Raw genomic sequence first — 22263 nt, 5'->3', positions numbered from 1 at the left:
CGTTACAACGGCCAGAAAACTTGTGTCTAAACCATTAACCCGGCGGCGATGGGCAGCGACTTGCCAAGCCGCCGCAAACGCCGGGTTTCTTTCCAGAGCCACTCGCGACCTAACGCGGCATCCAGCGTCCGGAAACCTCGCTGGTCAGCCAACCGCACGCTGGCGACCGATCAGTTCACCAGTCCCGCATGCTTCAGCGCCGCGTCGATCGCGGCCTCCGTCGAGGCCTCCAGCGTGCCCAGCAGCGGCAGGCGCACGGTGCGGCTCATCCGGCCGAGGCGGTTGAGCGCGTATTTCGCCCCGCACAGCCCCGGCTCCATGAAGATGGCCTTGTGCAGCGGCATCAGGCGATCCTGATAGTCCAGCGCCTTTGCATAATCACCGGCCAGCATGGCGGCCTGGAATTCGGCCGAAAGGCGCGGTGCGACATTGGCGGTCACCGAAATGCAGCCGACGCCGCCATGGGCGTTGAAGCCAAGCGCGGTTGCATCTTCGCCGGACAGCTGGATAAAATCCTGTCCGCAGGTGATGCGCTGCTCGGACACGCGCTCGATCTTCCCGGTCGCATCTTTCACGCCGACAATGTTCTTGTGCGCCTTGGCGAGCACGCCCATGGTCTCCGGCGTCATGTCGACCACCGAACGTCCCGGGATATTGTAGATGATGATCGGCAGCGTCACGGCCTCTGCGATCGCGGCATAGTGGCCGATCAGGCCCTTCTGTGTCGGCTTGTTGTAGTAGGGCGTCACGACCAGCAAGGCATCCGCACCGGCCTTTTCAGCATGCTGTGCGAGGTCGATCGCTTCCTTGGTGTTGTTGGAGCCGGCACCGGCAATCACCGGCACGCGCTTGGCCGCCACCTCGATACAGAGCTCGACGACACGCTTGTGCTCGGCGTGGGAGAGGGTTGGCGATTCTCCTGTGGTGCCGACCGGCACGAGACCGGATGAACCTTCGGCGATCTGCCACTCGACATGCGCGGCGAAAGCGGCTTCATCAACAGTACCCGCTTCTGTGAAGGGGGTAACGAGAGCGGGAATCGATCCCTGAAACATGCACTGAACTCCTCAGGGCCGATATCCACGCTTCGGCCGCATTCTCTATTTAAATCGGGGGCACATTACTTCGCGCCTTCGGGTGCGACAAGCGCATGTCGCGTGCTTTTGTGATAGTTTCAACGGGCTGATCGACGGAATGTGATCACCCCGGTTAAGGACTTGTTAAGCAAGGCTTCGCCTTACTGGAGAGGTGGCGCATATAGATCTGGTGTTTGGATGAGAAAGTCGTCTCTGTTTGTCTCGGTCCTGGGGCTCGGCATGGCCGCGCTCATTGGCGTACAGAACGTCGCCGCGCTTTCCGACGTCCCGGCCGTCGTTCCGGTTCCGGCGGCGAAGCCGCTCGGCTTTGCCCCGATGAAGGCCGAACCTCCATCCTTCGAGACCACCGGCACCATTCCGAAGACCTCCTCGCCTGCTGCATCGGTCAACCCGCTGCTGAAGGCAGGCCTCGACGCGCTATCGGACAAGGATGGCGCCAAGGCGCTTGCCATTCGCGACAGGATGGCAGCGGGGCTCGATCGCCATATGCTGACCTGGTCGATCGCCATGTCAGGCTTGCGCGACGTATCGTCCAGCGAAATCGCCACCGCCCAGCGTGATCTCAAGGGCTGGCCCGGATTGAAATCCTTCCGTGCCAATTCGGAGCGGGCACTCTATCGGGAAAACCCTCCTGCGAAAGGCGTTCTCGCCGCATTCGGGAATTCCGCAGCCGAAACGACCGAGGGCGCGATACTGCTGGCGCGCGCGCATCTTGCAACCGGAAACCCGGCGCAGGCGGCCAAGGTGATCCGCAAGCTCTGGTACGAAGATGGGCTCGACAAGCCGACGGAAGACAGGATTCTCGGCGAGTTCGCCGCACTTCTGCGGCCGGCCGATCACAAGACGCGCATGGACTACCTGATGTATCGCGGTCGCACGAGCCAGGCCAAACGCTTCTCGTCGCTTGGCGAGGCGCAATCCCTCTACAATGCCTGGGCGGCACTGATCCAGAAATCCGGCAATGCCGCCGCGCTGATCAAATCGGTCGACAGCCGCTGGGCCTCCGATCCGGCCTATCTCTTCATCCGGATCGAGACCCTGCGCCGCCAGGACAAGTATGAAGACGCCGCCAAGCTTCTCGAGCAGATGCCACGCGAAAAGGCCAAGCTGGTGAATACCGGCGAATGGTGGAATGAACAGCGGATCGTGGCGCGTGGGCTTGCCGATCTCGGCAAATTCCGCGCCGCCTACCAGGTCACCGCCCGCCATGCGGCGAGCGAGACGGCCGATGTTGCCGATGCCGAATTCCACGCCGGCTGGTATGCCTTGCGCGGCCTGAAGGATCCGCAGACGGCACAGAAACACTTCCAGCGCATTCTGGAGGTATCCAACCGTCCGCTTTCGGCGTCACGCGGCTGGTACTGGCTTGGCCGTGCAGCCGAGGCTGCCGGCGATGGCAAGGCGCGCGACTATTTCAATCGTGCAGCCCAGCATCCAAGCACCTTTTACGGCCAGCTGGCCAGCGCGCGGGTACAGATGGGCGCAATCAAGATCCCATATCCGGCACCGTCTCCCGCCGAGCGGGATCTTTTTGCCTCGCGTGAAGCGGTTCAGGCCATTTCACGCTATGAAGCGGCCGGGCACGGCTGGCGTGCGCAAAGTCTGTACCGGGCGCTTGCCGAACAGCTCGACAATCCCGGCGAACTTGCTCTCCTCAGTTCGCGTGCGGAAAAATCCGAAGGCGGGCACCAGCTTTCGCTGCAGATCGGCAAAACCGCCTATGCGCGCGGCATCAACGTGCCGGCCCTTGCCTTCCCGATCGGCGTCATCCCCGCCTCCGCCAACATCGCCGGCTCCGGCAAGGCTTTGGCCTATGCCATCGCGCGGCAGGAAAGCGCCTTCAACCCGGCCGCCGTTTCGCCGGCAAATGCGCGCGGCCTGTTGCAATTACTGCCCTCGACGGCAAAAGGCGTGGCTGCCCGGCACGGGCTTGCCTATGCACCGGCCAAACTGACCAGCGACCCCGGCTTCAATGCCACGCTCGGCGCGCATTATCTCGGCGAGCAGATCGACACGTTCGGCGGCTCCTACATCATGACCTTCATTGCCTATAATGCCGGCCCCCGGAAAGTGCCGGAATGGATCGGCCGTTACGGCGACCCGCGCGGCAAGTCGATCGACGAGGTCGTCGACTGGATCGAGCGCATCCCCTTCCCCGAAACCCGCAATTATGTGCAGCGGGTCATGGAAAACTATCAGGTCTACAAGAGCCGGCTCGGCCAGGAGACGGACATCGTGCACGATCTGCGCTTCGGCCGCTGATCGACGCGGCCGCAGATCTTCTGATAGCGTGTTCTCCAGCACCACTAAGCGGAGAACCAAATGCACGAACACGCGACCGTCAGCATCAAGGATCACTTCGTCAGCGTTCCCGATGGCCTCAAGCTTCATGTCCGCATTCTTGGCTCTGAAAACGCCGGCCTGCCCGTCGTCTGCCTGCCTGGGCTGACCCGCAATGGCCGTGACTTTGAGGCACTTGCGGCAATCCTGTCCTCAGCGCCGCATCGTTTCAAGGTCATCAGCATCACCTCGCGCGGGCGCGGGCTATCGGACCGCGATCCGGATCCTTCCCGTTACACGATCCCGGTGGAGGCCATGGATGTGATGGCGGTTCTCGATCACCTGGCAATCGACAAGGCCCATTTCATCGGCACATCGCGCGGAGGGCTGATCCTGCATGTGCTTGCGATCACCCATCTGGATCGGATCGCCAGCGTCATTCTCAACGATATCGGGCCTGTTCTCGAGGTCGATGGATTGCGACAGATCCAGGCGTATCTCGGCGGGCGACGAAAGCCGCAGACATTTGCCGAGGCGGCCCTGATCCTGAAGGCGGCGCATGGGGCCGAATTTCCGGCCTTGTCCGACGAAGACTGGCAAGGCCTGGCAACCGCGATCTACCGGGAAACCGAGGGCGAGATCGTCACAGACTATGATCCTGAAATCGGGGCGCAGTTCCGCGCCGCGGACTTCAACCAACCGCTTGCCGATCTGTGGCCGCAGTTTGCATTGCTGGCCGGCCATCCGGTCATGGTGATCCGGGGGCAACATTCCAGGCTTCTGTCATCAGATACTGTCGATGCAATGGGTGAGCGGCATCCGGGTCTGGTTGTGGTAACGGCGGCTGGCCAGGGCCATGCCCCGCTGCTGGATCTTGAGGACCTGCCCGGGCAGATCGCCGGGTTCCTCAGCAGAGCCATCTAGTCGAAACAGCTCAGTCGAGACGACGCCCTTGGCTTTATCGGCGAGAGGACATGCACGACCATTTGTCGGCAATGTCGGCCAAAACGGAAAAAGCCCGGCACAAGGCCGGGCTTTCCCTATCCAATCCGAGGATTGAATTAGAATGCGCGCTGCAGACGGAAGTAACCGTACGGGTTGTCGGTTACGTCGTCGTACTGAACCGACAGACGGGCCAGCAGGTTTTCAACAGGCTTGTAGTCGAGCGTGATGCCGTACTTCAGCTTGTCGCCGCCGACGTATGCGCCGCCGTCTTCGAGGTTATCCCAGTACTGGATGCCCGGGGTAACGGTCAGCTTGTCCGTTGCCTTGAAGGCGTAGGAAGCAGCAACCGACCATTCAGCGTCGTCGTAGTAGGCGCTCGGGTCAGACGAGTAGATACCAGCGAGGTAGAAGGTGCCCGGGCCGACTTCAGCCGAACCGATAGCGCGAACTGCGCCTTCTTCTACGTCGAAGTCGTAACCGCCGAGGATGGCGATCGAAGCCGGACCGAAGGTCGCGGTGACAGTGCCCGACAGGCCGATGTCAGCGGTATCCGTCACGATGGACTGGATTTCGTCAACCGAAGCGCCGATCGAGAAGGATTCTGCGGTGTAGGTGTAGGAGAAGGAGACGAATTCGGTCTGGTTGCCGAGGCCGTCGGTTTCGCCAGCGATACCCAGATCCCACCAGTTGTAGAACCAGCCAGCCTTGAAGCCGCCGAGAGCGAGGAAGGCTTCGTCAGCGTAGAAGCCCTGGGCTTCGTTGTCGACGGAGATGTCGCTTTCGAGAGCGATGAAGGACTGCAGAACGCCGAGCTCGGTGTCCGACTTTGCGTCAACCGTTACGAGGGCCGAAGCGCGCATGTCGTAGTCGTTGTCCGAACCAGAGTCAGCGTTCGGTCCGAAGTCGACCTGTGCACGAACCCAACCACCGATCTGGAGGCAGGTTTCGGTGCCCGGGATGTAGAAGTAGCCGGTGCCGAAAGCGTCGCAAACGCGAACGTATTCCATCGGCTCAGGCTCAGCAGCAACGATAGCGTCGGCAGCCTGGGCGCCAGATACTACAGCGAGAGCTGCAGCGGAGCCGAGAAGAAGGCTCTTGATGTTCATTATTGACCTCCAGTCAAGTTTCGTATGGGTCTGGCCAAATTGGCTGAAGGACAGCAGTTCCTGCCCCATCCCCGTCGGTTTCTCAGAAGACGGACGATCCACCGCCTCGCTTCCGATGTTGAAAATACAAAACGCGGCCGGTCATGCAATCACCAAACAGCGGAATGAATAGAAACCGGGAACCCTTCCGTCTGCATTGTTGCTCAAAGGACACAAAACCGTGTCCAGGGATCATTAAAAATTTACAGTTCGTTAAGAAACCCCTTAGGAAATGGGGACTTAGCGGCCGGAGGACGGGTTGGGCCAGCTCAAAACATCGATCAATTTCCGGCCAAAAACACCGAGATCCCCTGCTGCAGCGCAATTCCTGTTCGCAACCGCGTCGTGCGTCTCCTTTATATATAGCGCGGCGATTGACGCAAAACGCTGCGAGCGGCCACCGGTTTTTGCCCGGCGAAGCAGAATCACACGCAGAAAAGTTTTGCGATTCGAGAATCGGCCAGGTCCCGGCGCCATGTCCCGCGTGCAAAGACCTGGAAAATCGAGCACCCGGTCAGGTAAAATGTGCAGAGATGCGAAAATCCCTTGCAATCGCCGATTCAAGCACATAATCAGGCCGCACCGGAGAGGTGGCCGAGTGGTCGAAGGCGCTCCCCTGCTAAGGGAGTATACGTCAAAAGCGTATCGTGGGTTCGAATCCCATCCTCTCCGCCATTCAACAAAATTCCCAAGTTCCTTCGATTGCGTGTGGTGCCTGCATTGCAGAGCTGCACAGGTTCATGGTTGCGCACGCCCTCTCCAAGCGTCGGCGGCTATGCCACCTGGGCACCATTTTGGCACGTTCAGCGGCCGAAAGCAGGCGGCACGACGCGGGCGCCTGCGGGCAATACTCCACTAACTATCTAATTTCAAATAATAATATGGAAATAATTGACGCGCTCTGGTCTATAATTGACTGGAGGTCAATAATGAACATCAAGAGCCTTCTTCTCGGCTCCGCTGCAGCTCTCGCTGTAGTATCTGGCGCCCAGGCTGCCGACGCTATCGTTGCAGCCGAGCCTGAGCCGATGGAATACGTTCGCGTTTGCGACGCTTTCGGCACCGGCTACTTCTACATCCCGGGTTCGGAAACCTGCCTCAAGATCAGCGGTTACGTTCGCTTCGAGACCCAGTTCTCCGAAGACGACAACGAAGACCTCGACTGGAACATGCGCACCCGCGCCAAGATCAACTTCGAAGCCAAGAGCGATTCCGAACTCGGCACCGTTGGTTCCTACATCGCAGTCCGCACCTGGGCTGAAAGCGATGGCACCGACAGCGGTTCGGGCAACGACCTCGAGATCGACGAAGCCTACATCACTGTCGGCGGCCTGAAGGTCGGCTACATGTACAACTACTGGGATAACGATCTCTCGGGCGAAACCGACGATCTCGGCTCGAACCGCATCAACGCAATCGGCTATCAGTACACTGCCGATGCATTCTCGGCTGGCGTTTTCCTCGACGAGCTGACGAAGACCTATTCCGGCGACTTCGACACCTTCTATGATGACAACGACAACCTCGGCGTTGAAGGCCAGATCGCTGCGACCTTCGGCGTTGTAACGGCAGAACTTCTCGGTTCTTACGACTTCGCAGCAGAAAACGGCGCGATCCGTGCAAAGCTGCTGGCTGACGTTGGTCCGGGCACATTCGGCCTGGCCGCCATCTACTCGACCGGCGCAAACGCCTACTACGACGTTTCCGAATGGACCGTTGCTGCCGAATACGCCGTCAAGCTGAGCGACAAGTTCACCCTGACGCCTGGCGTTCAGTACTGGGACAGCTATGGCCTGGTTTCGGCTGACGACTTCGACTCCAGCAACGACGCCTGGAAGGCCGGCCTGACCCTCGACTACAAGGTCACCGAAGGCCTGACTGCCAAGGTTGCCGTCAACTACTTCGACGAAGACGCAGCTGATGACGGCGTATGGGACGGCTTCGTTCGTCTGCAGCGTTCGTTCTAATCCGTTCTGCGGATCGATACGAGATCCGGCCTTCGGGCCGGATCTCACTCAAAACCCGTCAAGACGTGGTTTTGCCAGATACAGGTTTTGAAATGTCCAGAGCTGGCCAGTTGTGACGACTGTTGCCGGCATGCATCGTTACGTGAGGAAAAAACTCCACCATCCGTGCTTCTGCGCAATTATGATCTATACTTTTTATAATGTATAACGATATTCGATCTCGTGAGGCCCGCATGTCGCTGGCCGGATCGTAGTGAGGCAATCGCGTGAACAACATGATATCGGAAAAAAGCGAGGCATTCGACACAGCCGTCGAAGTGCCTTCCTATTCCGTTCATTATCAGTATGGGTCCGCGAACAAGCTTTTTGAAGTTCGCGACACATCGCTGCGCGCGCTGTTCGCGAAATATGGCGACATCCTCTGGCTCAATGGCAGCCACAAATACAACGTCACTAACTTCATCGCCGAGCTTCATGACATGTTGGATATTCCGGGCTTCTCGACCTTTTCCCAGGAGATGCTCGACCAGTTGATTGGAAAATTGCGCAAACGCGGTAACAGCAACGCCACCATCAATCGAAAGATGGCGGCCTTAAGCAAACTGCTGCGAAAGGCGTATAAAATGGGAGATGTCTACAGTCTGCCCGAATTCAAGCGCGAAAAGGAAAAGGCCGGGCGTATCCGCTTCCTCGATCGAAACGAAGAGGAATTGCTGTTTGCCGAAATCCGCGCGCATAACGAACTGTACTACCGCTTCTGCACGTTCCTGGTGGATACCGGCGCTCGTCTCAGTGAAGGCACGGACCTGCGCTGGGGCGATCTGAACGCGCACCGTGCCACCTTCTGGGTGACCAAGTCGGGTCGCTCCCGCTCTGTTCCCCTCACCCACCGGGCGGCGGCGGCGATCTCGGCCTCGGATCGACGTTTCCCTGGCCCGTTCTCGGAGATCGACCAGCAAAAGTTCCGGATCGCCTGGCACAATGCCAAGGAGGCGATCGGTCTCGGCGACGACAAGGACGTGGTACCGCATGTGCTGCGCCATACCTGCGCTTCCCGTCTTGTCCAGGGCGGAATCGACATCCGACGCGTTCAGATGTGGCTCGGCCATCAGACGCTGACAATGACCATGCGATACGCACACCTCGCCTCGCATGATCTCGACATGTGTGTGCCCGTTCTGGAGCGTGCGGCGGCAAACTAGCAGTTCATTTTTTTGTAAGTGATATGATAGCGCTACCATCACTTTGATATTGCTCGATTTTGTTATTCTAGATAACAGTTATCGTCACAACGCAAAAGGGGCCCCGGTGAAAAAACCGGGGCCCCTTTCTGTCTCTATATATTGACGTTGCCTTTGCAGGTCCGCGTATCAGGTGATCAGGGTCTTCAGGTCCACCGCGGGGTCGGCGATGACCGCCTTGTCAGGGGTACGGCCCAGATCGAGAAGCTTCTTTCCGGCGACATACGCCTTGGCGTCATTGATCGCATCGACAGCGATGAATTCGCCCCCGGAAAAATACCAGACGGACAGGCTGCCTTCCCTTGCGCCGGGCCGGACAACCGTCTCGTCGTAGCCAAGATTGAAGCCGGCGATCTGCAGCTTGACATCGTACTGATCCGACCAGAACCACGGCTTTGGCCGATAAGGCAGCGTAGCGCCCGCCAGATTGGTTGCCGCAGCTTCCGCCTGGTCCACGGCATTCTGCACCGACTCGAGCCGGATCTTCTGCCCCTTCCAGTCGAAGACCGCGCAATCGCCCACGGCATAGACATTCGGGTCGGAGCTTTGCTCCATGTCGTTCACGAGGATGCCATTGGCGGTTTCGATCCCGGCTTCCGCAGCAATCCGATCATTGGGCACGACGCCGATGCCGGCAATGACCAAATCTACATCGATGACGCTGCCATCCGACAGTTCGGCCGCCTTGACCCGCCCGTCCTCGCCGATCAACCGGGTGAGGCCGGTCTTTTCGCGAATGATCACACCCTGGGCCGCATGGATCGCACGCATCGCGTCGGCAGTTTCACTCGCTGCGACGCGGGCCAGAATACGATCGGTCATTTCAATCAGGGTCACGTCAAGACCCAGCTTGCGCGCAACGGCTGCCGCCTCCAGCCCGATATAGCCGCCGCCGACGATCAGCAGACGCCGCCCCGCCTTCATCTCATCGGCGAGACGGTCGGCATCGGCCTTGTCGCGCGCGGTATAGACGCCGTCGAGATCGCCGCCGATCTGGGGTGGCAGGCGCCGCGGCGTCGCGCCGGTGGCAAATACCAGCGTCTCATAGTCCAGCACCGAACCGTCATAGAGGCGAACCTGCTTGGCCACTCGATCGATTGCCTCGACCGGTGTCGAGAGCCGGATCTCGACGTTATTCTCCTCGTACCAGCTCTCCGGGCGAAACAGCAGGCGATCAAAGCTCATCTCACCGAGCAGGTATTTTTTCGACAGCGGCGGACGCTGGTAGGGAAGGCAGGGCTCCGCACCCAGAAGCGTGATAGGTCGCTCGTCCTTCAGCGTCCGAAGTTTCGCCGCCAGGGCAAATCCAGCCTGGCCCGCACCGATGATCACCAATCTGCCCGCCACGTGTCGCGCCTCGTCTCAAATCCTGAACAGTGCCACCATCCCGAACAGAGGCAGCGGATGAAAGATCAAGGCCTAGCTTTGTGGCGAATTCCGGTCAAGCGCCGGATGGCGCCGTTTGTCCTGCGGCCGAGGGTAAACACCTGAGTCCAAAGCAAAAAACCGATTTGCATCGCATTTTAACGATCGGATAGAGAAAGTGTCGAAGAAGATGCGTTAATTTGGGACCGTGCAAGATCACCAAAGGAGGGTGAAATGCCCTTACAGATGATACCAGACGCAAAAGCCAACATTCCGCAGGACAAGGTCTTCGAAAAGTTCAAGATCGACAGGCCGGGCAAGATCATATTCGTCGGCCATCACCTGAGCACGAAAACCTCACTCCGCTGCCTGATCCGCACGATATCCCTGCACGGGGCTGAGCTTGAAGTCTCGCCGCATCTGCCGATGCCGAGCAACTTCTTCCTGGAGATCCTTGGCATCCACGATGAAATCGGCTGCACGCTGGTCCGCCGCGAAGCCGAAAAACTGACGATCGGCTTCAACATGCTGATCGACCCCGAATTCCTGCATCACGTTGTCCGTCTGTCCTTCGAACTCAACCACTAAAATCGACACGCGGCGCGGCGAGACAGAGCTTGGCGCGCCGGTTCAGCATGCAACGCGCTTCATCACAGTATTTTCCTGCGGTCTCTTCCTCCTCATATTCGGTAAAACGAAGATACCTAAAACTTGACTGATCCTATTGACGCTAATGCAAATATTAGAACCCACAGTGCAAGCAACACCGGGCTTGGAACGCGAGATTGATAATGGAAAACGCAACGCATCTGGCGACCGTCAAGTCGGAAATGTACGAGCGCAAATGGGAACGCTTCTACGTTCAGCGTCCCGCCAAGGTGATGGCGGTCAGCCCGGGGCTCAGCGGCATCACGATCCGCAGTTGTGAAGTCGTGGACATCTCGCAAGGCGGCGCTGCGCTTGTGATGACCACGACCATCGGGCTGTCCTCGCATTATTACCTGCAGGTCGTCGGCCTTGCCGATCGCATCGGCTGCGCGGAAGCCTATCGAAACGGCAACCGGGTCGGCGTGAAATTCATCCGGCCCATCCCGGAGGCCATGCTGCACCGGATCGTGCGTGCCGACTTCATGCTGGGTGAAAAGATGGAAGCGCCGATCAAGCCATTCACCAATGGAAACGGCGCGCGCCTCGGACGCTGATTGCTGCAAAACGTCTGAAGCGGGCCTTTGACCCGTCTTGCCGCCCTTGCGCGCGTCCTGCGGAATCCTATTGTGGGCAAAGTTCAACATCTGCCAGGGATCCCAGCATCGCATGTCCGCCTTTTCTCGCTTCACGCCCCTGACATCTTCCCTGCCGGCAACGGTGCCTTTCATCGGACCAGAGGCCATCGAGCGCCAACGCGGACTGCCGGTGAAAGCCCGGATCGGAGCGAATGAAAGCGGCTTCGGGCCTGCTCCCTCCGTCATCGCCAGGATTGCCGAAAAATCGGTCGAGATCTGGAAATACAATGATCCGGAAAACCACGCCCTGAAGACCGCGCTGGCGACACATCTGTCGCTCAAGCCGGAGAATTTCGTCATCGGCGAAGGCATAGACGACCTGCTCGGCCTGATCGTCCGACTGGTGATCGAGCCAGGCATGCCGGTCGTCACGTCGCTCGGCGGCTATCCGACCTTCAATTTCCATGTAAACGGCTTCGGCGGTCGCCTGGTCACCGTGCCCTATCGCGACGACCGCGAAGACCTCGACGGACTGCTTGCAGCCGTCAAGGCGGTGGATGCGCCGCTCGTCTATTTCGCCAATCCCGACAATCCGATGGGCAGCTGGTGGGATGCGGACGCGATTGTCGCCTTTGCCCGCTCCCTGCCCGAGACGACCCTGCTCGTTCTGGACGAAGCCTATAGCGAAACGGCACCGGCGGGCTCGATCCCGGCGGCCGATGCCTTGATCGACCTGCCCAACGTGATCCGCACGCGGACATTCTCCAAGGCCTATGGTCTTGCCGGCGCACGCGTCGGCTATGGCATCGGGACGGCGGGCACGGTTTCCGCCTTCGACAAGATCCGCAATCATTTCGGCATGCCGCGACTTTCGACGGAAGCCGCCCTCGCGGCGCTGAAGGACCAGGCCTATCTGTCGGATGTGCTTTCCCGGATCGCGGAATCGCGCACGCGCATTTCAGCCATCGCCACGGCCAATGGCCTCAAACCGCTCAGATCCGCGACGAATTTCGTCACTGTCGATGCTGGCCGAGACGGCGTCTATGCGCGTGCGATCGTCGATGGACTGATGGAACATGGTGTTTTCATTCGTATGCCCGGTGTCGCGCCGCTCAACCGCTGCATCCGTATATCGACCGGCCTGTCGGCCGATATGGATCTTCTCGAAGATGCGCTGCCCAAGGTTCTGGCGTCGCTGGCGTAGCGGCGGCCAACCTGCAATAAAAAGAACCGCGCCGGCCTTGTTCCTGCCGGTCGCGGTTCGGATGTGTTGGCACTGGCCCCGTCCAAAGGTCCCCCGCCACGTTCCCCTCTTCAGGGTTCTTGTGCTTTTTCAGCCCCCGCCACAGGCGGGGTAATCTTCTTCAGTGGATGGTCATCCATTCGCGTGCGGCGCGCAGCGCTGCGGCGAGATCGGGCTTGCTCATCGTCTGGGCGAGATCGGCACGCAGCTCGGCGGCGCGCTCGCATCCCTTGATCGCGGCGATGTTCAGCCACTTGTGCGCCGAGACCAGGTCGATCGGGCAACCGCGGCCGGTTGCGTACATCAGACCCATGTCGCAGAAGACATCGGCTCGGGTTTCGCCACCCATTGTGGCCATTTCGGAATTGCGCATTTCAAAGCGTGCCATCGGATTTGTCCCTGTCTAGCCTAGTGGTTTAAACTGTCCCTGTTTTGCCCCTTTCGGAGCGCCTTCCGGACCGTTGCCATCTTCTTGCGTGGCGTTTCGAACCTTCAGGTATCGGCGGGTTTTTCCCTGCTCGTTTGATGACCCAACTATGCCGGAAGGCTTTCAATGGTCGCTTAAAATGCATGCTTAATTTGCTGAAAACAAAGTACAAATGCTTCGTAAACTTGGGTTTTTGTTAAGCATCGGATGCCCTGCATTTTAAGGAATTTGCGGTGAAATTTACGAAAATTTCAGTTCTGGAAATCAACCGATTGTTCACCACGAAATTCGAAGGCGGTTTTTACGAAGCCCGGAAATGCCGGTTTTTCGCCTCGTCCACAGACGTCAAATGCAGCGGATTGCATTTTACCTTTACGTGTGCGTAAGATATTTCTTAACCGATGGACCCGTGATTTCCGCGGACAACACGCGGGTTCAGCGGCTGGCACCATCATCTCGGGAGGAGACATCAAACATGCGGACCATCATCATTGCAGCCGCGCTGGCGTTTTCGGCCATCACCGCGCAGGCAGCCGAGCCCATCGAGGGCAATTGGAAGACGGCAACCGGCGCCACGGCCGAGATCGCGCCTTGTGGCGGCGCATTCTGCGTCACGCTGAAAAGCGGCAAGTTCACCGGCAAGCAGATCGGCAAGATGTCGGGAAGCGGCGACAGCTATTCCGGCGAAATCACCGATCCGGAAACGGACAAGACCTATTCGGGATCTGGCACCGTCTCCGGCAGCTCGCTGAAGATGAAGGGCTGCGTTCTCGCCGTGCTGTGCAAGAGCCAGACCTGGTCACGGCTCTGATCGACTGACACCTTTACTATAAAGAGGGGAACCGGGCGGCGGGAGCGATCCCCCGCCCGATCTTTTGCGGCGTGAACGACGCTAGTCGACGGCGCGATAGGCGTCCGGGATGGTGAAGACCATATCGGCGCGGGCGTAACCGCCATCCTTGACTTCTTCTATCAGCACCATCGTATGCGGTCGGGCCGCCTCGGAAAGATACTCGACCAGCATGGCGGTCGTCCGATGGACGATTTCTTCCTTCTGGCTCCTGGACAGCGCCCCTTCCGGGGTCTTGATATTGACGAAAGGCATCTTGTTCTCCTGGTTTTCTCCGCTTGCGATCGGGATGTTTCAGACCACGCCGCCATTGGCGCGGATCACCTGGCCGTTGACCCAGCCGCCATCGGCACCGGCAAGGAAGGACACGACACCTGCAATGTCATCCGGCTGGCCGAGCCGCTTCAACGGGTTCATGCCGGCAATCGTGTTGACCAGTTCGTCCGACTTGCCCTTCATGAACAGTTCGGTCTCGACCGGGCCCGGTGCTACCGCATTGACGGTGATCGCCTTCGGGCCGAGTTCCTTTGCCAGGATATGGGTCATGGCCTCCACCCCCGCCTTGGTCGCGGCATAGACGCCATAGGCCGGCTGGTAGAGACCGACGACGCTGGTCGAAAAGCTGATGATGCGGCCGCCGGGACGGATGCGATTTGCGCCCTCGCGCATGCCGCGAAAGACGCCGCCGAGATTGATCGCGACCTGGCGCTCGAAAGCCACGTCCGGCGTCTCTGCGATCGGCGAAAGCTGCATGATGCCGGCATTGTTGACCAGCACGTCGACGCCGCCGAAAACCTCTTCGGCAGTATCGAAGAGTGCCTTCATGCCATCGCTGGAAGCGATATCGGCCTTCACGGCGACGGCACGGCCGCCTGCCGCCTCGATCTGGTCGACAACGGCTGCGGCGGCATCGGCGCCGCTTGCATAATTGACCACGACGGCAAAGCCATCACCGGCAAGACGCCTGGCGATCGCCGCGCCGATGCCCTTGGACGAGCCGGTAACGATGGCGGATCTGTTGCTGTTCTCAGTCATGAAGACGCTCCTTGTTCTGTCTGCCGAGAAGATATCCCGATATGAAACTCAAACAATCATGCAGAACTTGACATTATAATTCTGACAGTGCGAACAATACGGCATGGACCGTCTGGATCGCATGCAGCTCTTTGTTCGCGTAGTGGAGCGGCGCAGTTTTTCTGCGGCGGCGGCCGATCGCGGACTGGGCCGATCGACGGCAACAGAAGCGATCAAGCAGCTGGAGGCGGATCTCGGCGCCCGGCTCCTGGAGCGCACGACGCGGCATGTGACGCCGACGCTGGAAGGACAGGCGCATTACCAGCGCTGCCTGGCCATTCTTTCAGACATCGAGGAGGCGGAATCGGCCTTTCGCGACAGCCGCCCGCGCGGGCTTTTGCGGATCGATGCACACCCGCTGCTGACGCGAACCTTCCTTTTGCCGAAGCTGCCGGCGTTTCTCGAACGTTATCCCGGTCTCGATCTGCATATCGGCCAGGGTGACCGGCTGGTCGATATGGTGCGGGAAGGCGTCGATTGCGCCCTTCGCGCCGGGGAGCTGGCCGATAGCGGCCTGATCGCGCGCCGGCTTGCGACGATCAACGAAGTCACCTGCGCCAGCCCCGCCTATCTCGCTCGCCACGGCATTCCGGCCACACCCGCCGAGCTTGAGGCCCGGCATCTGTGCGTCGGCTTCGTCTCGTCGCGCACCGGCGAGGTGATGCCGCTCGAATTCATGGACGGCGGGCAGGTCCGGCTGGTCGCGCTCGGCTCGCGTGTAACGGTCAACAATTCCGACACGATGACGGAGCTTTGCCGTCTTGGCTTCGGCCTGATGCAGGCGCCGCGCTACCGGCTGGCCCAGGATCTCGCCGAGGGGCGTCTTGTCGAGGTTCTGCCGGACCATCCCCCCTCGCCCACGCCGCTTTCGGCGGTCTATCCACAGAACCGGCATACCGCGGCGCGCCTGCGCGTGTTTCTCGACTGGGTGACGGAGATCTTTGTGAGAGCCGAATTGTAAACGGTCACCGCATCAGCCCGCGTCTCGTTCCAAGGTACCTGCCTGGCCGGCATGGAATGCGGCGCGCCATCCTGAATGCCGGATGAACCCGGTTCTCAGAAGTTGTTCAGCCAGTTGTCAGCATAGTCGGTCACAGGGACAAGGGACTGGAGACTTTTACATGAGCACGCTTTCTCGCCGCATGACCATTCTGACACTGACCATGGCGGTTTTCGCCTTCCTGTTCGCCCAGCTGGTCGTCTCCACCGGACCCGGCTTGCGGCACGGGCAGGCAGCCGCAATATCGAACTGCGGCCTTCCCGGCAGCCCGCTGTGCAAGGCTGTCTTCTAAGCATGGATTTGCGTCTGGCCCGGGCTGAAGCTCGGCCTCGGCCAGTTGGCCTGCAGTCACCGCCTATTTGGCCAGCAGCTTGTTCTTGATCAGGCCGACGACCACCTGCACGACCAGGCCCGCGACGCCGCCGCCGACAAACTGGCCGGCAAGGGCTGCGATATCGACGCCACCGGCAGCGGCTCCTCCCGCTCCGAGAAGCGACCCCAGAATCGTTCCGCCGCCAACGCCGCCGATCGCACCGGCAAGCAGATTGCCGATCTGACCGAGATCCGAATCCTTCAGAATTTTGCCGCCCGCCGTTCCACCGGCCGCGCCACCGATGATCTGGGCCAGGATTGATGCGATATCCATGACAATCGCCCTCCAAACGGTCCCGTCCACCAGGACGGAACAACGGTTGCATTGTAGGCTGCATACCATCTGCAGGAAAGCGTCCGCAAAATTTAAATATTTCTATATTCTAAATCTTGGCTTGATCCGACACGCGCTTCATGCCGCCGCCAGCATCCGATGGCGAGCGATACGGTCGCCGCCCCAGGCAGCAAAACTCAAAACCCGACGAGATCGCGCCGACCGCTGCTTCTGCAAGACGTGACCTGCCGCTGAATTCTGAAATTCGTCACCAAAACGTCGTTTGCTTGTCAATCACTCTTTCCTATAATGCGTCATGAACACACGAATCCCTATTTCCGCACCCGTCAATTTCATCAGCCCCAAGCCGTATGAACCGCAGGCGTTCAACAATGCCACCGAAGCGGTCGATGCGCTGACTGCGCTCTACGAGCGCAATACCGACTTTCTGATTGATGCCTTTGGCGGCCTTGCGCAAGGTGGACCGATCGCGGGCCGCTACCGGTCATTTTATCCGCAGGTTGCGCTCGAGACGACAAGCTTCGGCCATATCGACACCCGTCTCGCCTACGGACATGTCACGTCTCCGGGCCTCTACACCACCACGATCACGCGCCCGACTCTGTTTCGCCACTACCTGAAGGAACAACTCGGGCATCTGATGCGCAATCATCAGGTTCCGGTCATCGTGTCCGAGTCGGCGACCCCGATCCCGCTGCATTTCGCCTTCGCCGAAGGCGCGCATGTCGAGGCCTCGGCCGGCGGTCTCGCCGACATGCAGCTGCGCGATATCTTCGATACGCCGGACCTTGCCGTCACCGATGACGAGATCGCCAATGGCGAATACGAGCCGAAGCCGGGCGAGCCTCATCCGCTTGCGCCGTTCACCGCCCAGCGCATCGACTATTCGCTGGCCCGCCTGTCGCACTACACGGCAACCGGCGCCAAACATTTCCAGAACTTCGTGCTGTTCACGAATTACCAGTTCTATGTCGACGAGTTCTGCGCTTATGCCCGTAAGCTGATGGCAGACGGCGGTGACGGCTATACGGCCTTTGTCGAGCCCGGCAACATCATCACCAAGCCCGGCGATACCGAGCCAAGCGAGGGTGTGTCTCTCGGACGGCTGCCCCAGATGCCGGCCTATCACCTGAAGATGAAGGGCCATGCCGGCATCACGCTGGTCAATATCGGCGTCGGCCCGTCCAACGCCAAGACGATCACCGACCACATCGCAGTGCTTCGGCCGCATGCCTGGCTGATGCTCGGCCATTGCGCCGGCCTCAGGAACAGCCAGCGGCTCGGCGACTATGTGCTTGCCCATGCCTATGTGCGCGAGGACCATGTTCTCGACGACGACATTCCGGTCTGGGTGCCGATCCCGGCGCTCGCCGAAGTGCAGCTTGCGCTCGAGGATGCAGTCGAGGAAGTCACCGGCTACGAAGGCTTCGAGCTGAAACGCATCATGCGCACCGGAACGGTCGCCACGATCGACAACCGCAATTGGGAACTGCGCGACCAGCGCGGACCGGTCAAGCGTCTGTCACAGTCGCGCGCGATTGCACTCGACATGGAATCGGCCACCATCGCCGCCAACGGCTTTCGCTTCCGCGTGCCTTACGGCACCCTGCTCTGCGTCTCCGACAAGCCGCTGCATGGCGAACTGAAACTGCCGGGCATGGCGACAGCCTTCTATAAGACCCAGGTCAGCCAGCACCTGCAGATCGGCATCCGGGCACTGCAGAAACTCGGCGCGATGCCGAAGGAAAAGCTGCATTCGCGCAAGCTCAGAAGCTTCTTCGAGACGGCGTTTCAGTGAGGAAGCGCGGCCTCGGCGTCGTGCCGGGGTCTTGTGTCTCCATATTCCCTTGTCGGCTGCCCGGCTCCATGCCGAGCGGCAAATGGCAGGCAGGCCGTTCGGCTCCAAGGACGTCACAACGGGATCGGCACCCTTCTGCGCTGCACCGCGCACGGGGATCAGCAGCTCCAGCGATCGTCGCGCATGGCGAAACACACCATCGTCGGACAAAAACCGGGCAGATCCGGTTGCCTTTCGGAGACCATGACCATGAATTTGATCGAACAAAGGGTTGCGATGGCGCGGGCCGGTACAAATCCGTTCGTCATTTCGCGGCTTGCCTCCGGCTGGCTGGTGATCGGCGACGTACAGCCCCTTGCCGGATATTGCCTGTTGCTGGCGGATCCCGTTGTGCCCAGCCTCAATGCTCTTGGACCTCTGGAGCGGGTCGCATTTCTCGGCGACATGGCACTGATCGGTGACGCGCTCATCGAGGTGACCGATTGCGCTCGGGTCAACTACGAGATCTGGGGCAATGCGGAACCTGCACTGCATGCCCATATCATGCCGCGATACGCTTCGGAGCCGGAGGACAAGCGCCATCGGCCCGCTTGCATGGGTTATTCGTGGAATGACGCTCCGAAATCGACCGAGGCGCGCTACACGGCGCTGTCTGATGGATTGCGCGCCTATTTTGCGGCTCGAGAATCCACGACGACCTGAGGCGACAAAAGCCTCTTCCACGGCCGTCGGTCTCCTGATCCAGGCGCCAGATACCTAGGTGGCGGATCGCGTCGGCCGCTGAAATACGGGCGTCGCAGCACCCGCGCCGCCGCTCGACGGTGCCATTGTCGTCACGCCTCGATGATCTCGGCCTGACAGCGGACCGGGAAATTGACCGAATTGGCGATGAAGCATTTTTCGTGTGCCTCTGCATGCAGTTCGGCAGCGATGTCAGGATAGGTGCCGGCCTTGATCGTCACGCGCGGCTTCAACAGCACGTCGGTGAAGCGGCCGGTGCCTTCCGCGTCGATTTCCATCACCCCTTCGGCGTGATCTTCGTAGTGGGTGACGATGACGCCTGAGACGGCGCAGAAGTGCAGGTACCAGAGCTTGTGACAGGCAGACAACGAGGCGAGGAACAGGTCTTCGGGGTTCCAGCGGGCGGCATCACCGCGAAAGGCGACGTCCGAAGAGGCGAGGATGTCGGGCTTTCCTTCCGCCGAAATCACATGGTCGCGGCCGTAGTCGCGGTAACCGGACGTACCGGTTCCGGTATTACCCTGCCAGGTAACGGTCACCTTATACTCGTGGCGCTTGTCGGTCATTGTTGTTTCTCCTGCTGCCTTGCCCGTTCACCAGCCGCGCCCGAATGCTGTCGCGTTGATTTGCACGACGATAGGCCAAGCGCCATCCCGCCGAAAGCGCCGCACGGCCCTGCCCTGCATCTTGTTAAAAATTAATCGCAGCCGCTCTTGCATTGATCGCACTAAGATATATCTTAGATGCAATTGAAACCTATCAGAAAGAAACCCAGATGAGACATTCGAACTATGATCACAAAGGACGCGACAGGTTTGCCCGCGCCATGCACGGCGCATGTGATGGCATCCGTCATGGTATGCGGCATGGAGGCCCCTTCGGCGGCCGGCCGGAAGGCGGACCCCGCGGACGTGGCGGCGAACGCCGCAGGATGTTCGAGAGCGGCGAACTGCGCCTCGTGCTGCTGAAGCTGATCGAGGAACAGCCGCGCCATGGCTACGACCTGATCCGCGAAATCGAAACCCTCTCGGGTGGCGCCTATGCACCAAGCCCCGGCGTGGTCTATCCGACCATGACGCTGCTGCTCGACATGGGCCTTGCCGACGAGCAAGCAAGCGACGGTCCGCGCAAGCTGCTCGGCATCACCGAAGCGGGTCGCCAGCATCTGGCCGAGCGCGCCGACGAGGTGGCCACCGCGATGGCGCGCCTGACAGCCCTTGCCAAGGTCACCGAACGCACGGACGCGGCACCGGTTCGCCGTGCCATGCACAATCTGCGCGCCGCCCTGCAGGACCGCCTCGCCCTTGACGGCGTGACACGCGAAACCCAACTGGAAGTGGCCCGCATTCTCGACGAAGCGGCCAGCAAGATCGAAAGGCTCTGATCATGGCGAAAGTAACGGCAACGGTGACCACCCAACACGGCTGGAAATATGTCCAGCAGCTGTGCAAGCACTGGGCACACAAGCTCGAGGTCGAACTCACGGATAACAAGGGCGTGGTCAAATTCTCGGAAGCGACGGCGACCATGACATCGGACGAGGCCGGCCTGATCGTCGTCATCGAGGGCGAGAACGCCGAGGTGCTCGAACGAATGAAGGGCGTGGTTTCCAGCCATCTCGATCGCTTCGCCTTCCGCGAGGCGCCGCTTCCCTTCGCGTGGCAAGCCGCTTGAGACAAGATCCTCCGCTGCGCGCAGCGGGGAACGGATATTCTTCAGACCGGTCTTGCCAAGTGACGGCATGACCGGTCTAAGCTTGTCCGGCAACAAAAGGATTGCCGCATGACCGATCACCTCACCATTCCAGACATTTCCGGCAAAGCCGTGCTTATCACCGGTGCCTCGAGTGGTATCGGTGCAGCGCTGGCACGCGCCTTTGCCGCCCAGGGGGCTCTGGTCGGCCTGCACTACAATTCCAAGGCCGAGGCTGCAGAAGCGATCGCCGGCGAAATCACGGCGTCCGGCGGCAAGGTCATTGCCATCAAGGCCGATGCGACGAACTCTGCCGAGATGGCGACGGCGGTCGACCAGGTGGCACAGGCGTTTGGCCGGCTCGACGGCCTGGTCAACAATGCCGGCAGCATGATTGCCCGCGTGGCCTATGAGGACATGACGGACGCGCACTACGACAGGGTGATGGACGTCAATGCCCGCTCGGTCATCTCGACCAGCCATTCCGCACTGCCGCACCTGAAGAAACACGGCGGCTTCATCATCAACACCACTTCGGTTGCGGCTCGAACCGGCGGCACCGCCGGGTCAGGCGTCTATGGCTCGTCCAAGGCCTTTGTCGGCGCGGTCACCAAGGGCATGGCGCTGGAATTCGGCAAATACGGCATACGCGTCAATGCCGTGGCGCCGGGCTTCATCGCAACCCCGTTCCAGGACAACTATGCGCTGCCCGGCCAGGCCGAGCAGGTGGCATCTGCCGTACCGCTGAAACGGGCGGGCACGTCCGACGATTGCGTCGGCGCCTATCTCTTCCTCGCCTCGGACATGCTGTCGGGCTACATCACCGGCCAGACAATCGACGTGAACGGCGGTCAGTTCATGCCGTGATGGACCTGCCTAGTTCGACATCAGAGTTCATATGGCACTCTGATGTCGAGATGCTGACGCGGAAAGCCCTTGGTATCACGAGTTAACAACAAGAGACCATTCGCCCTTGCCGATGCCCATATCATGGCATCGGGGTAGTTTCAGCCGATGGTTTTGCCGCACCGTAACCGCCTCGTCAGCAACATCCTGCGACAAACCAATCACGTCGAAACCTTTGAGAAATGCGCGTGTGGCGTCGCCAAAACTTGCCGGAGCCCCGACCATGACCTCGATCCAGGTGATTATGCTGATCGCCGGCTCTGGATAAGTATTCACGACCTCCAACGCCTCAGGGAAGCCGTTGAGGATATCAATTACGATATTGGTATCGAAAAGGACTTTCACCATTCGGAGCGAAGTCGGCGCTGTATCGACAGCCCATCCTCCGTATTGCCCCAAAGCCCGAAACCGTTGCGGACAGCATCGTCTTTCTGCCGATCCAGCAAATCGCCCACAGCCTCCCTGATGAGATCAGCACGGGAGACCTGCTTCTGGGCAGCAAGCTTGTCCAGGGCTTCTATTTGTGTTTCCGGAATATCGACCAAGGTGCGCATGAGTGCTCCAAATGATAGGATCGAAGCCTATCACGCCACTGAGAATTT

At 60.0% G+C, this 22263-nt stretch carries 25 protein-coding genes and 1 tRNA gene; 16 read left to right on the top strand and 10 right to left on the bottom strand.

The features are described from left to right. Positions 1-170: 170 nt before the first annotated feature. Complete coding sequence (dapA, locus tag IM739_RS09250; RefSeq protein ID WP_237370865.1) at positions 171-1055, bottom strand: 4-hydroxy-tetrahydrodipicolinate synthase; 885 nt, start codon at positions 1053-1055, stop codon at positions 171-173. Positions 1056-1274: 219 nt separating this feature from the next. Between dapA and IM739_RS09245 the strand changes: the two genes are divergently transcribed. Continuing rightward, positions 1275-3359: a lytic transglycosylase domain-containing protein gene (locus IM739_RS09245; protein WP_237370864.1), complete on the top strand. Its 2085-nt coding sequence runs from the start codon at positions 1275-1277 to the stop codon at positions 3357-3359. 60 nt (positions 3360-3419) lie between these two features. Further along, complete coding sequence (locus IM739_RS09240; RefSeq protein WP_237370863.1) at positions 3420-4301, top strand: alpha/beta fold hydrolase; 882 nt, start codon at positions 3420-3422, stop codon at positions 4299-4301. 137 nt (positions 4302-4438) lie between these two features. Here the strand turns inward: IM739_RS09240 and IM739_RS09235 are convergent, their stop codons facing one another. Then, the gene (locus IM739_RS09235; protein WP_237370862.1) at positions 4439-5428 is read right to left on the bottom strand and encodes a porin; all 990 of its coding nucleotides are present in this window, start codon (positions 5426-5428) and stop codon (positions 4439-4441) included. 623 nt (positions 5429-6051) lie between these two features. Here IM739_RS09235 and IM739_RS09230 point away from each other — a divergent pair. The 3 genes from IM739_RS09230 (at position 6052) to IM739_RS09220 (ending at position 8636) form a co-directional block, all read left to right on the top strand. Next, positions 6052-6142, top strand: a tRNA-Ser gene (locus tag IM739_RS09230). A 254-nt stretch (positions 6143-6396) separates the two neighbouring features. After that, positions 6397-7434 carry a porin gene (locus tag IM739_RS09225; protein WP_237370861.1) on the top strand — a complete coding sequence of 346 codons (1038 nt, stop codon included), beginning with the start codon at positions 6397-6399 and terminating at the stop codon, positions 7432-7434. 275 nt (positions 7435-7709) lie between these two features. Beyond that, positions 7710-8636, top strand: a complete 927-nt coding sequence (locus IM739_RS09220; protein ID WP_442981128.1) for a tyrosine-type recombinase/integrase — start codon at positions 7710-7712, stop codon at positions 8634-8636. A gap of 168 nt (positions 8637-8804) precedes the next feature. On the opposite strand, the gene IM739_RS09215 is transcribed toward IM739_RS09220, so the two are convergent. After that, the gene (locus IM739_RS09215; protein ID WP_237370859.1) at positions 8805-10022 is read right to left on the bottom strand and encodes an NAD(P)/FAD-dependent oxidoreductase; all 1218 of its coding nucleotides are present in this window, start codon (positions 10020-10022) and stop codon (positions 8805-8807) included. Positions 10023-10274: 252 nt separating this feature from the next. On the opposite strand from IM739_RS09215, the gene IM739_RS09210 reads away from it, so the two are divergent. From IM739_RS09210 to IM739_RS09200, 3 genes are all read left to right on the top strand, one after another. Beyond that, on the top strand, positions 10275-10628 hold the full coding sequence (locus IM739_RS09210; protein WP_007600186.1) for a hypothetical protein: 354 nt from the start codon (positions 10275-10277) through the stop codon (positions 10626-10628). Between the two features lie 203 nt (positions 10629-10831). Next, positions 10832-11242, top strand: coding sequence for a PilZ domain-containing protein (locus tag IM739_RS09205; protein ID WP_007600184.1), 411 nt, complete (start codon positions 10832-10834; stop codon positions 11240-11242). Positions 11243-11354: 112 nt separating this feature from the next. Beyond that, positions 11355-12467, top strand: a complete 1113-nt coding sequence (locus IM739_RS09200) for a pyridoxal phosphate-dependent aminotransferase (RefSeq protein ID WP_237370857.1) — start codon at positions 11355-11357, stop codon at positions 12465-12467. 160 nt (positions 12468-12627) lie between these two features. On the opposite strand, the gene IM739_RS09195 is transcribed toward IM739_RS09200, so the two are convergent. After that, entirely contained in the window at positions 12628-12894 is a 267-nt protein-coding gene (locus IM739_RS09195) for an SEL1-like repeat protein (protein WP_159952933.1), read from the bottom strand. A gap of 514 nt (positions 12895-13408) precedes the next feature. Here IM739_RS09195 and IM739_RS09190 point away from each other — a divergent pair. Beyond that, positions 13409-13744: a DUF2147 domain-containing protein gene (locus IM739_RS09190; RefSeq protein WP_237370856.1), complete on the top strand. Its 336-nt coding sequence runs from the start codon at positions 13409-13411 to the stop codon at positions 13742-13744. An 81-nt stretch (positions 13745-13825) separates the two neighbouring features. Here IM739_RS09190 and IM739_RS09185 read toward each other — a convergent pair whose 3' ends face one another. Both IM739_RS09185 and IM739_RS09180 read right to left on the bottom strand, forming a co-directional pair. Then, on the bottom strand, positions 13826-14038 hold the full coding sequence (locus IM739_RS09185) for a tautomerase family protein (protein ID WP_237370855.1): 213 nt from the start codon (positions 14036-14038) through the stop codon (positions 13826-13828). A 39-nt stretch (positions 14039-14077) separates the two neighbouring features. Next, positions 14078-14818 carry an SDR family oxidoreductase gene (locus tag IM739_RS09180; protein WP_237370854.1) on the bottom strand — a complete coding sequence of 247 codons (741 nt, stop codon included), beginning with the start codon at positions 14816-14818 and terminating at the stop codon, positions 14078-14080. 103 nt (positions 14819-14921) lie between these two features. On the opposite strand from IM739_RS09180, the gene IM739_RS09175 reads away from it, so the two are divergent. Then, complete coding sequence (locus IM739_RS09175) at positions 14922-15818, top strand: LysR family transcriptional regulator (protein WP_237370853.1); 897 nt, start codon at positions 14922-14924, stop codon at positions 15816-15818. A 160-nt stretch (positions 15819-15978) separates the two neighbouring features. Continuing rightward, positions 15979-16149, top strand: a complete 171-nt coding sequence (locus IM739_RS09170) for a hypothetical protein (RefSeq protein WP_237370852.1) — start codon at positions 15979-15981, stop codon at positions 16147-16149. A 63-nt stretch (positions 16150-16212) separates the two neighbouring features. Here the strand turns inward: IM739_RS09170 and IM739_RS09165 are convergent, their stop codons facing one another. Next, positions 16213-16503 carry a hypothetical protein gene (locus IM739_RS09165; RefSeq protein ID WP_237370851.1) on the bottom strand — a complete coding sequence of 97 codons (291 nt, stop codon included), beginning with the start codon at positions 16501-16503 and terminating at the stop codon, positions 16213-16215. 316 nt (positions 16504-16819) lie between these two features. Between IM739_RS09165 and IM739_RS09160 the strand changes: the two genes are divergently transcribed. Together IM739_RS09160 and IM739_RS09155 are read left to right on the top strand one after the other, a co-directional pair. After that, the gene (locus IM739_RS09160; protein ID WP_237370850.1) at positions 16820-18322 is read left to right on the top strand and encodes an AMP nucleosidase; all 1503 of its coding nucleotides are present in this window, start codon (positions 16820-16822) and stop codon (positions 18320-18322) included. A 249-nt stretch (positions 18323-18571) separates the two neighbouring features. Continuing rightward, positions 18572-19024 carry an HIT family protein gene (locus IM739_RS09155; RefSeq protein WP_237370849.1) on the top strand — a complete coding sequence of 151 codons (453 nt, stop codon included), beginning with the start codon at positions 18572-18574 and terminating at the stop codon, positions 19022-19024. Between the two features lie 131 nt (positions 19025-19155). Here the strand turns inward: IM739_RS09155 and IM739_RS09150 are convergent, their stop codons facing one another. Then, the gene (locus tag IM739_RS09150) at positions 19156-19629 is read right to left on the bottom strand and encodes an OsmC family protein (RefSeq protein ID WP_237370848.1); all 474 of its coding nucleotides are present in this window, start codon (positions 19627-19629) and stop codon (positions 19156-19158) included. 209 nt (positions 19630-19838) lie between these two features. On the opposite strand from IM739_RS09150, the gene IM739_RS09145 reads away from it, so the two are divergent. From IM739_RS09145 to IM739_RS09135, 3 genes are all read left to right on the top strand, one after another. After that, entirely contained in the window at positions 19839-20447 is a 609-nt protein-coding gene (locus tag IM739_RS09145) for a PadR family transcriptional regulator (protein WP_237370847.1), read from the top strand. Between the two features lie 2 nt (positions 20448-20449). Then, a complete protein-coding gene (locus IM739_RS09140; RefSeq protein WP_237370846.1) occupies positions 20450-20737 on the top strand; it encodes a DUF2218 domain-containing protein in 288 nt (95 codons plus the stop codon). A gap of 108 nt (positions 20738-20845) precedes the next feature. Next, positions 20846-21622, top strand: a complete 777-nt coding sequence (locus tag IM739_RS09135; RefSeq protein WP_237370845.1) for an SDR family NAD(P)-dependent oxidoreductase — start codon at positions 20846-20848, stop codon at positions 21620-21622. 75 nt (positions 21623-21697) lie between these two features. On the opposite strand, the gene IM739_RS09130 is transcribed toward IM739_RS09135, so the two are convergent. Continuing rightward, positions 21698-22009 carry a VapC toxin family PIN domain ribonuclease gene (locus tag IM739_RS09130; RefSeq protein WP_237370844.1) on the bottom strand — a complete coding sequence of 104 codons (312 nt, stop codon included), beginning with the start codon at positions 22007-22009 and terminating at the stop codon, positions 21698-21700. Then, positions 22003-22215, bottom strand: coding sequence for a ribbon-helix-helix domain-containing protein (locus IM739_RS09125; protein ID WP_237370843.1), 213 nt, complete (start codon positions 22213-22215; stop codon positions 22003-22005). Before IM739_RS09125 ends, IM739_RS09130 begins: the two co-directional genes overlap by 7 nt. Positions 22216-22263 lie beyond the last annotated feature (48 nt).

The sequence above is a fragment of the Rhizobium sp. SL42 genome (assembly GCF_021729845.1).
Taxonomy (GTDB): Bacteria; Pseudomonadota; Alphaproteobacteria; order Rhizobiales; family Rhizobiaceae; genus Allorhizobium.
This window is presented reverse-complemented; position numbering and strand designations above follow the sequence as displayed.

Coding starts and splice junctions, on each gene's coding strand:
- dapA (WP_237370865.1), bottom strand. CDS start 1,055: ATGTTTCAGGGATCGATTCCCGCTCTCGTTACCCCCTTCACAGAAGCG.
- IM739_RS09205 (WP_007600184.1), top strand. CDS start 10,832: ATGGAAAACGCAACGCATCTGGCGACCGTCAAGTCGGAAATGTACGAG.
- IM739_RS09125 (WP_237370843.1), bottom strand. CDS start 22,215: ATGCGCACCTTGGTCGATATTCCGGAAACACAAATAGAAGCCCTGGAC.
- IM739_RS09150 (WP_237370848.1), bottom strand. CDS start 19,629: ATGACCGACAAGCGCCACGAGTATAAGGTGACCGTTACCTGGCAGGGT.
- IM739_RS09210 (WP_007600186.1), top strand. CDS start 10,275: ATGCCCTTACAGATGATACCAGACGCAAAAGCCAACATTCCGCAGGAC.
- IM739_RS09140 (WP_237370846.1), top strand. CDS start 20,450: ATGGCGAAAGTAACGGCAACGGTGACCACCCAACACGGCTGGAAATAT.
- IM739_RS09130 (WP_237370844.1), bottom strand. CDS start 22,009: ATGGTGAAAGTCCTTTTCGATACCAATATCGTAATTGATATCCTCAAC.
- IM739_RS09165 (WP_237370851.1), bottom strand. CDS start 16,503: ATGGATATCGCATCAATCCTGGCCCAGATCATCGGTGGCGCGGCCGGT.
- IM739_RS09200 (WP_237370857.1), top strand. CDS start 11,355: ATGTCCGCCTTTTCTCGCTTCACGCCCCTGACATCTTCCCTGCCGGCA.
- IM739_RS09220 (WP_442981128.1), top strand. CDS start 7,710: ATGATATCGGAAAAAAGCGAGGCATTCGACACAGCCGTCGAAGTGCCT.
- IM739_RS09185 (WP_237370855.1), bottom strand. CDS start 14,038: ATGCCTTTCGTCAATATCAAGACCCCGGAAGGGGCGCTGTCCAGGAGC.
- IM739_RS09160 (WP_237370850.1), top strand. CDS start 16,820: ATGAACACACGAATCCCTATTTCCGCACCCGTCAATTTCATCAGCCCC.
- IM739_RS09175 (WP_237370853.1), top strand. CDS start 14,922: ATGGACCGTCTGGATCGCATGCAGCTCTTTGTTCGCGTAGTGGAGCGG.
- IM739_RS09235 (WP_237370862.1), bottom strand. CDS start 5,428: ATGAACATCAAGAGCCTTCTTCTCGGCTCCGCTGCAGCTCTCGCTGTA.
- IM739_RS09245 (WP_237370864.1), top strand. CDS start 1,275: ATGAGAAAGTCGTCTCTGTTTGTCTCGGTCCTGGGGCTCGGCATGGCC.
- IM739_RS09240 (WP_237370863.1), top strand. CDS start 3,420: ATGCACGAACACGCGACCGTCAGCATCAAGGATCACTTCGTCAGCGTT.
- IM739_RS09180 (WP_237370854.1), bottom strand. CDS start 14,818: ATGACTGAGAACAGCAACAGATCCGCCATCGTTACCGGCTCGTCCAAG.
- IM739_RS09170 (WP_237370852.1), top strand. CDS start 15,979: ATGAGCACGCTTTCTCGCCGCATGACCATTCTGACACTGACCATGGCG.
- IM739_RS09145 (WP_237370847.1), top strand. CDS start 19,839: ATGAGACATTCGAACTATGATCACAAAGGACGCGACAGGTTTGCCCGC.
- IM739_RS09195 (WP_159952933.1), bottom strand. CDS start 12,894: ATGGCACGCTTTGAAATGCGCAATTCCGAAATGGCCACAATGGGTGGC.
- IM739_RS09135 (WP_237370845.1), top strand. CDS start 20,846: ATGACCGATCACCTCACCATTCCAGACATTTCCGGCAAAGCCGTGCTT.
- IM739_RS09225 (WP_237370861.1), top strand. CDS start 6,397: ATGAACATCAAGAGCCTTCTTCTCGGCTCCGCTGCAGCTCTCGCTGTA.
- IM739_RS09155 (WP_237370849.1), top strand. CDS start 18,572: ATGAATTTGATCGAACAAAGGGTTGCGATGGCGCGGGCCGGTACAAAT.
- IM739_RS09190 (WP_237370856.1), top strand. CDS start 13,409: ATGCGGACCATCATCATTGCAGCCGCGCTGGCGTTTTCGGCCATCACC.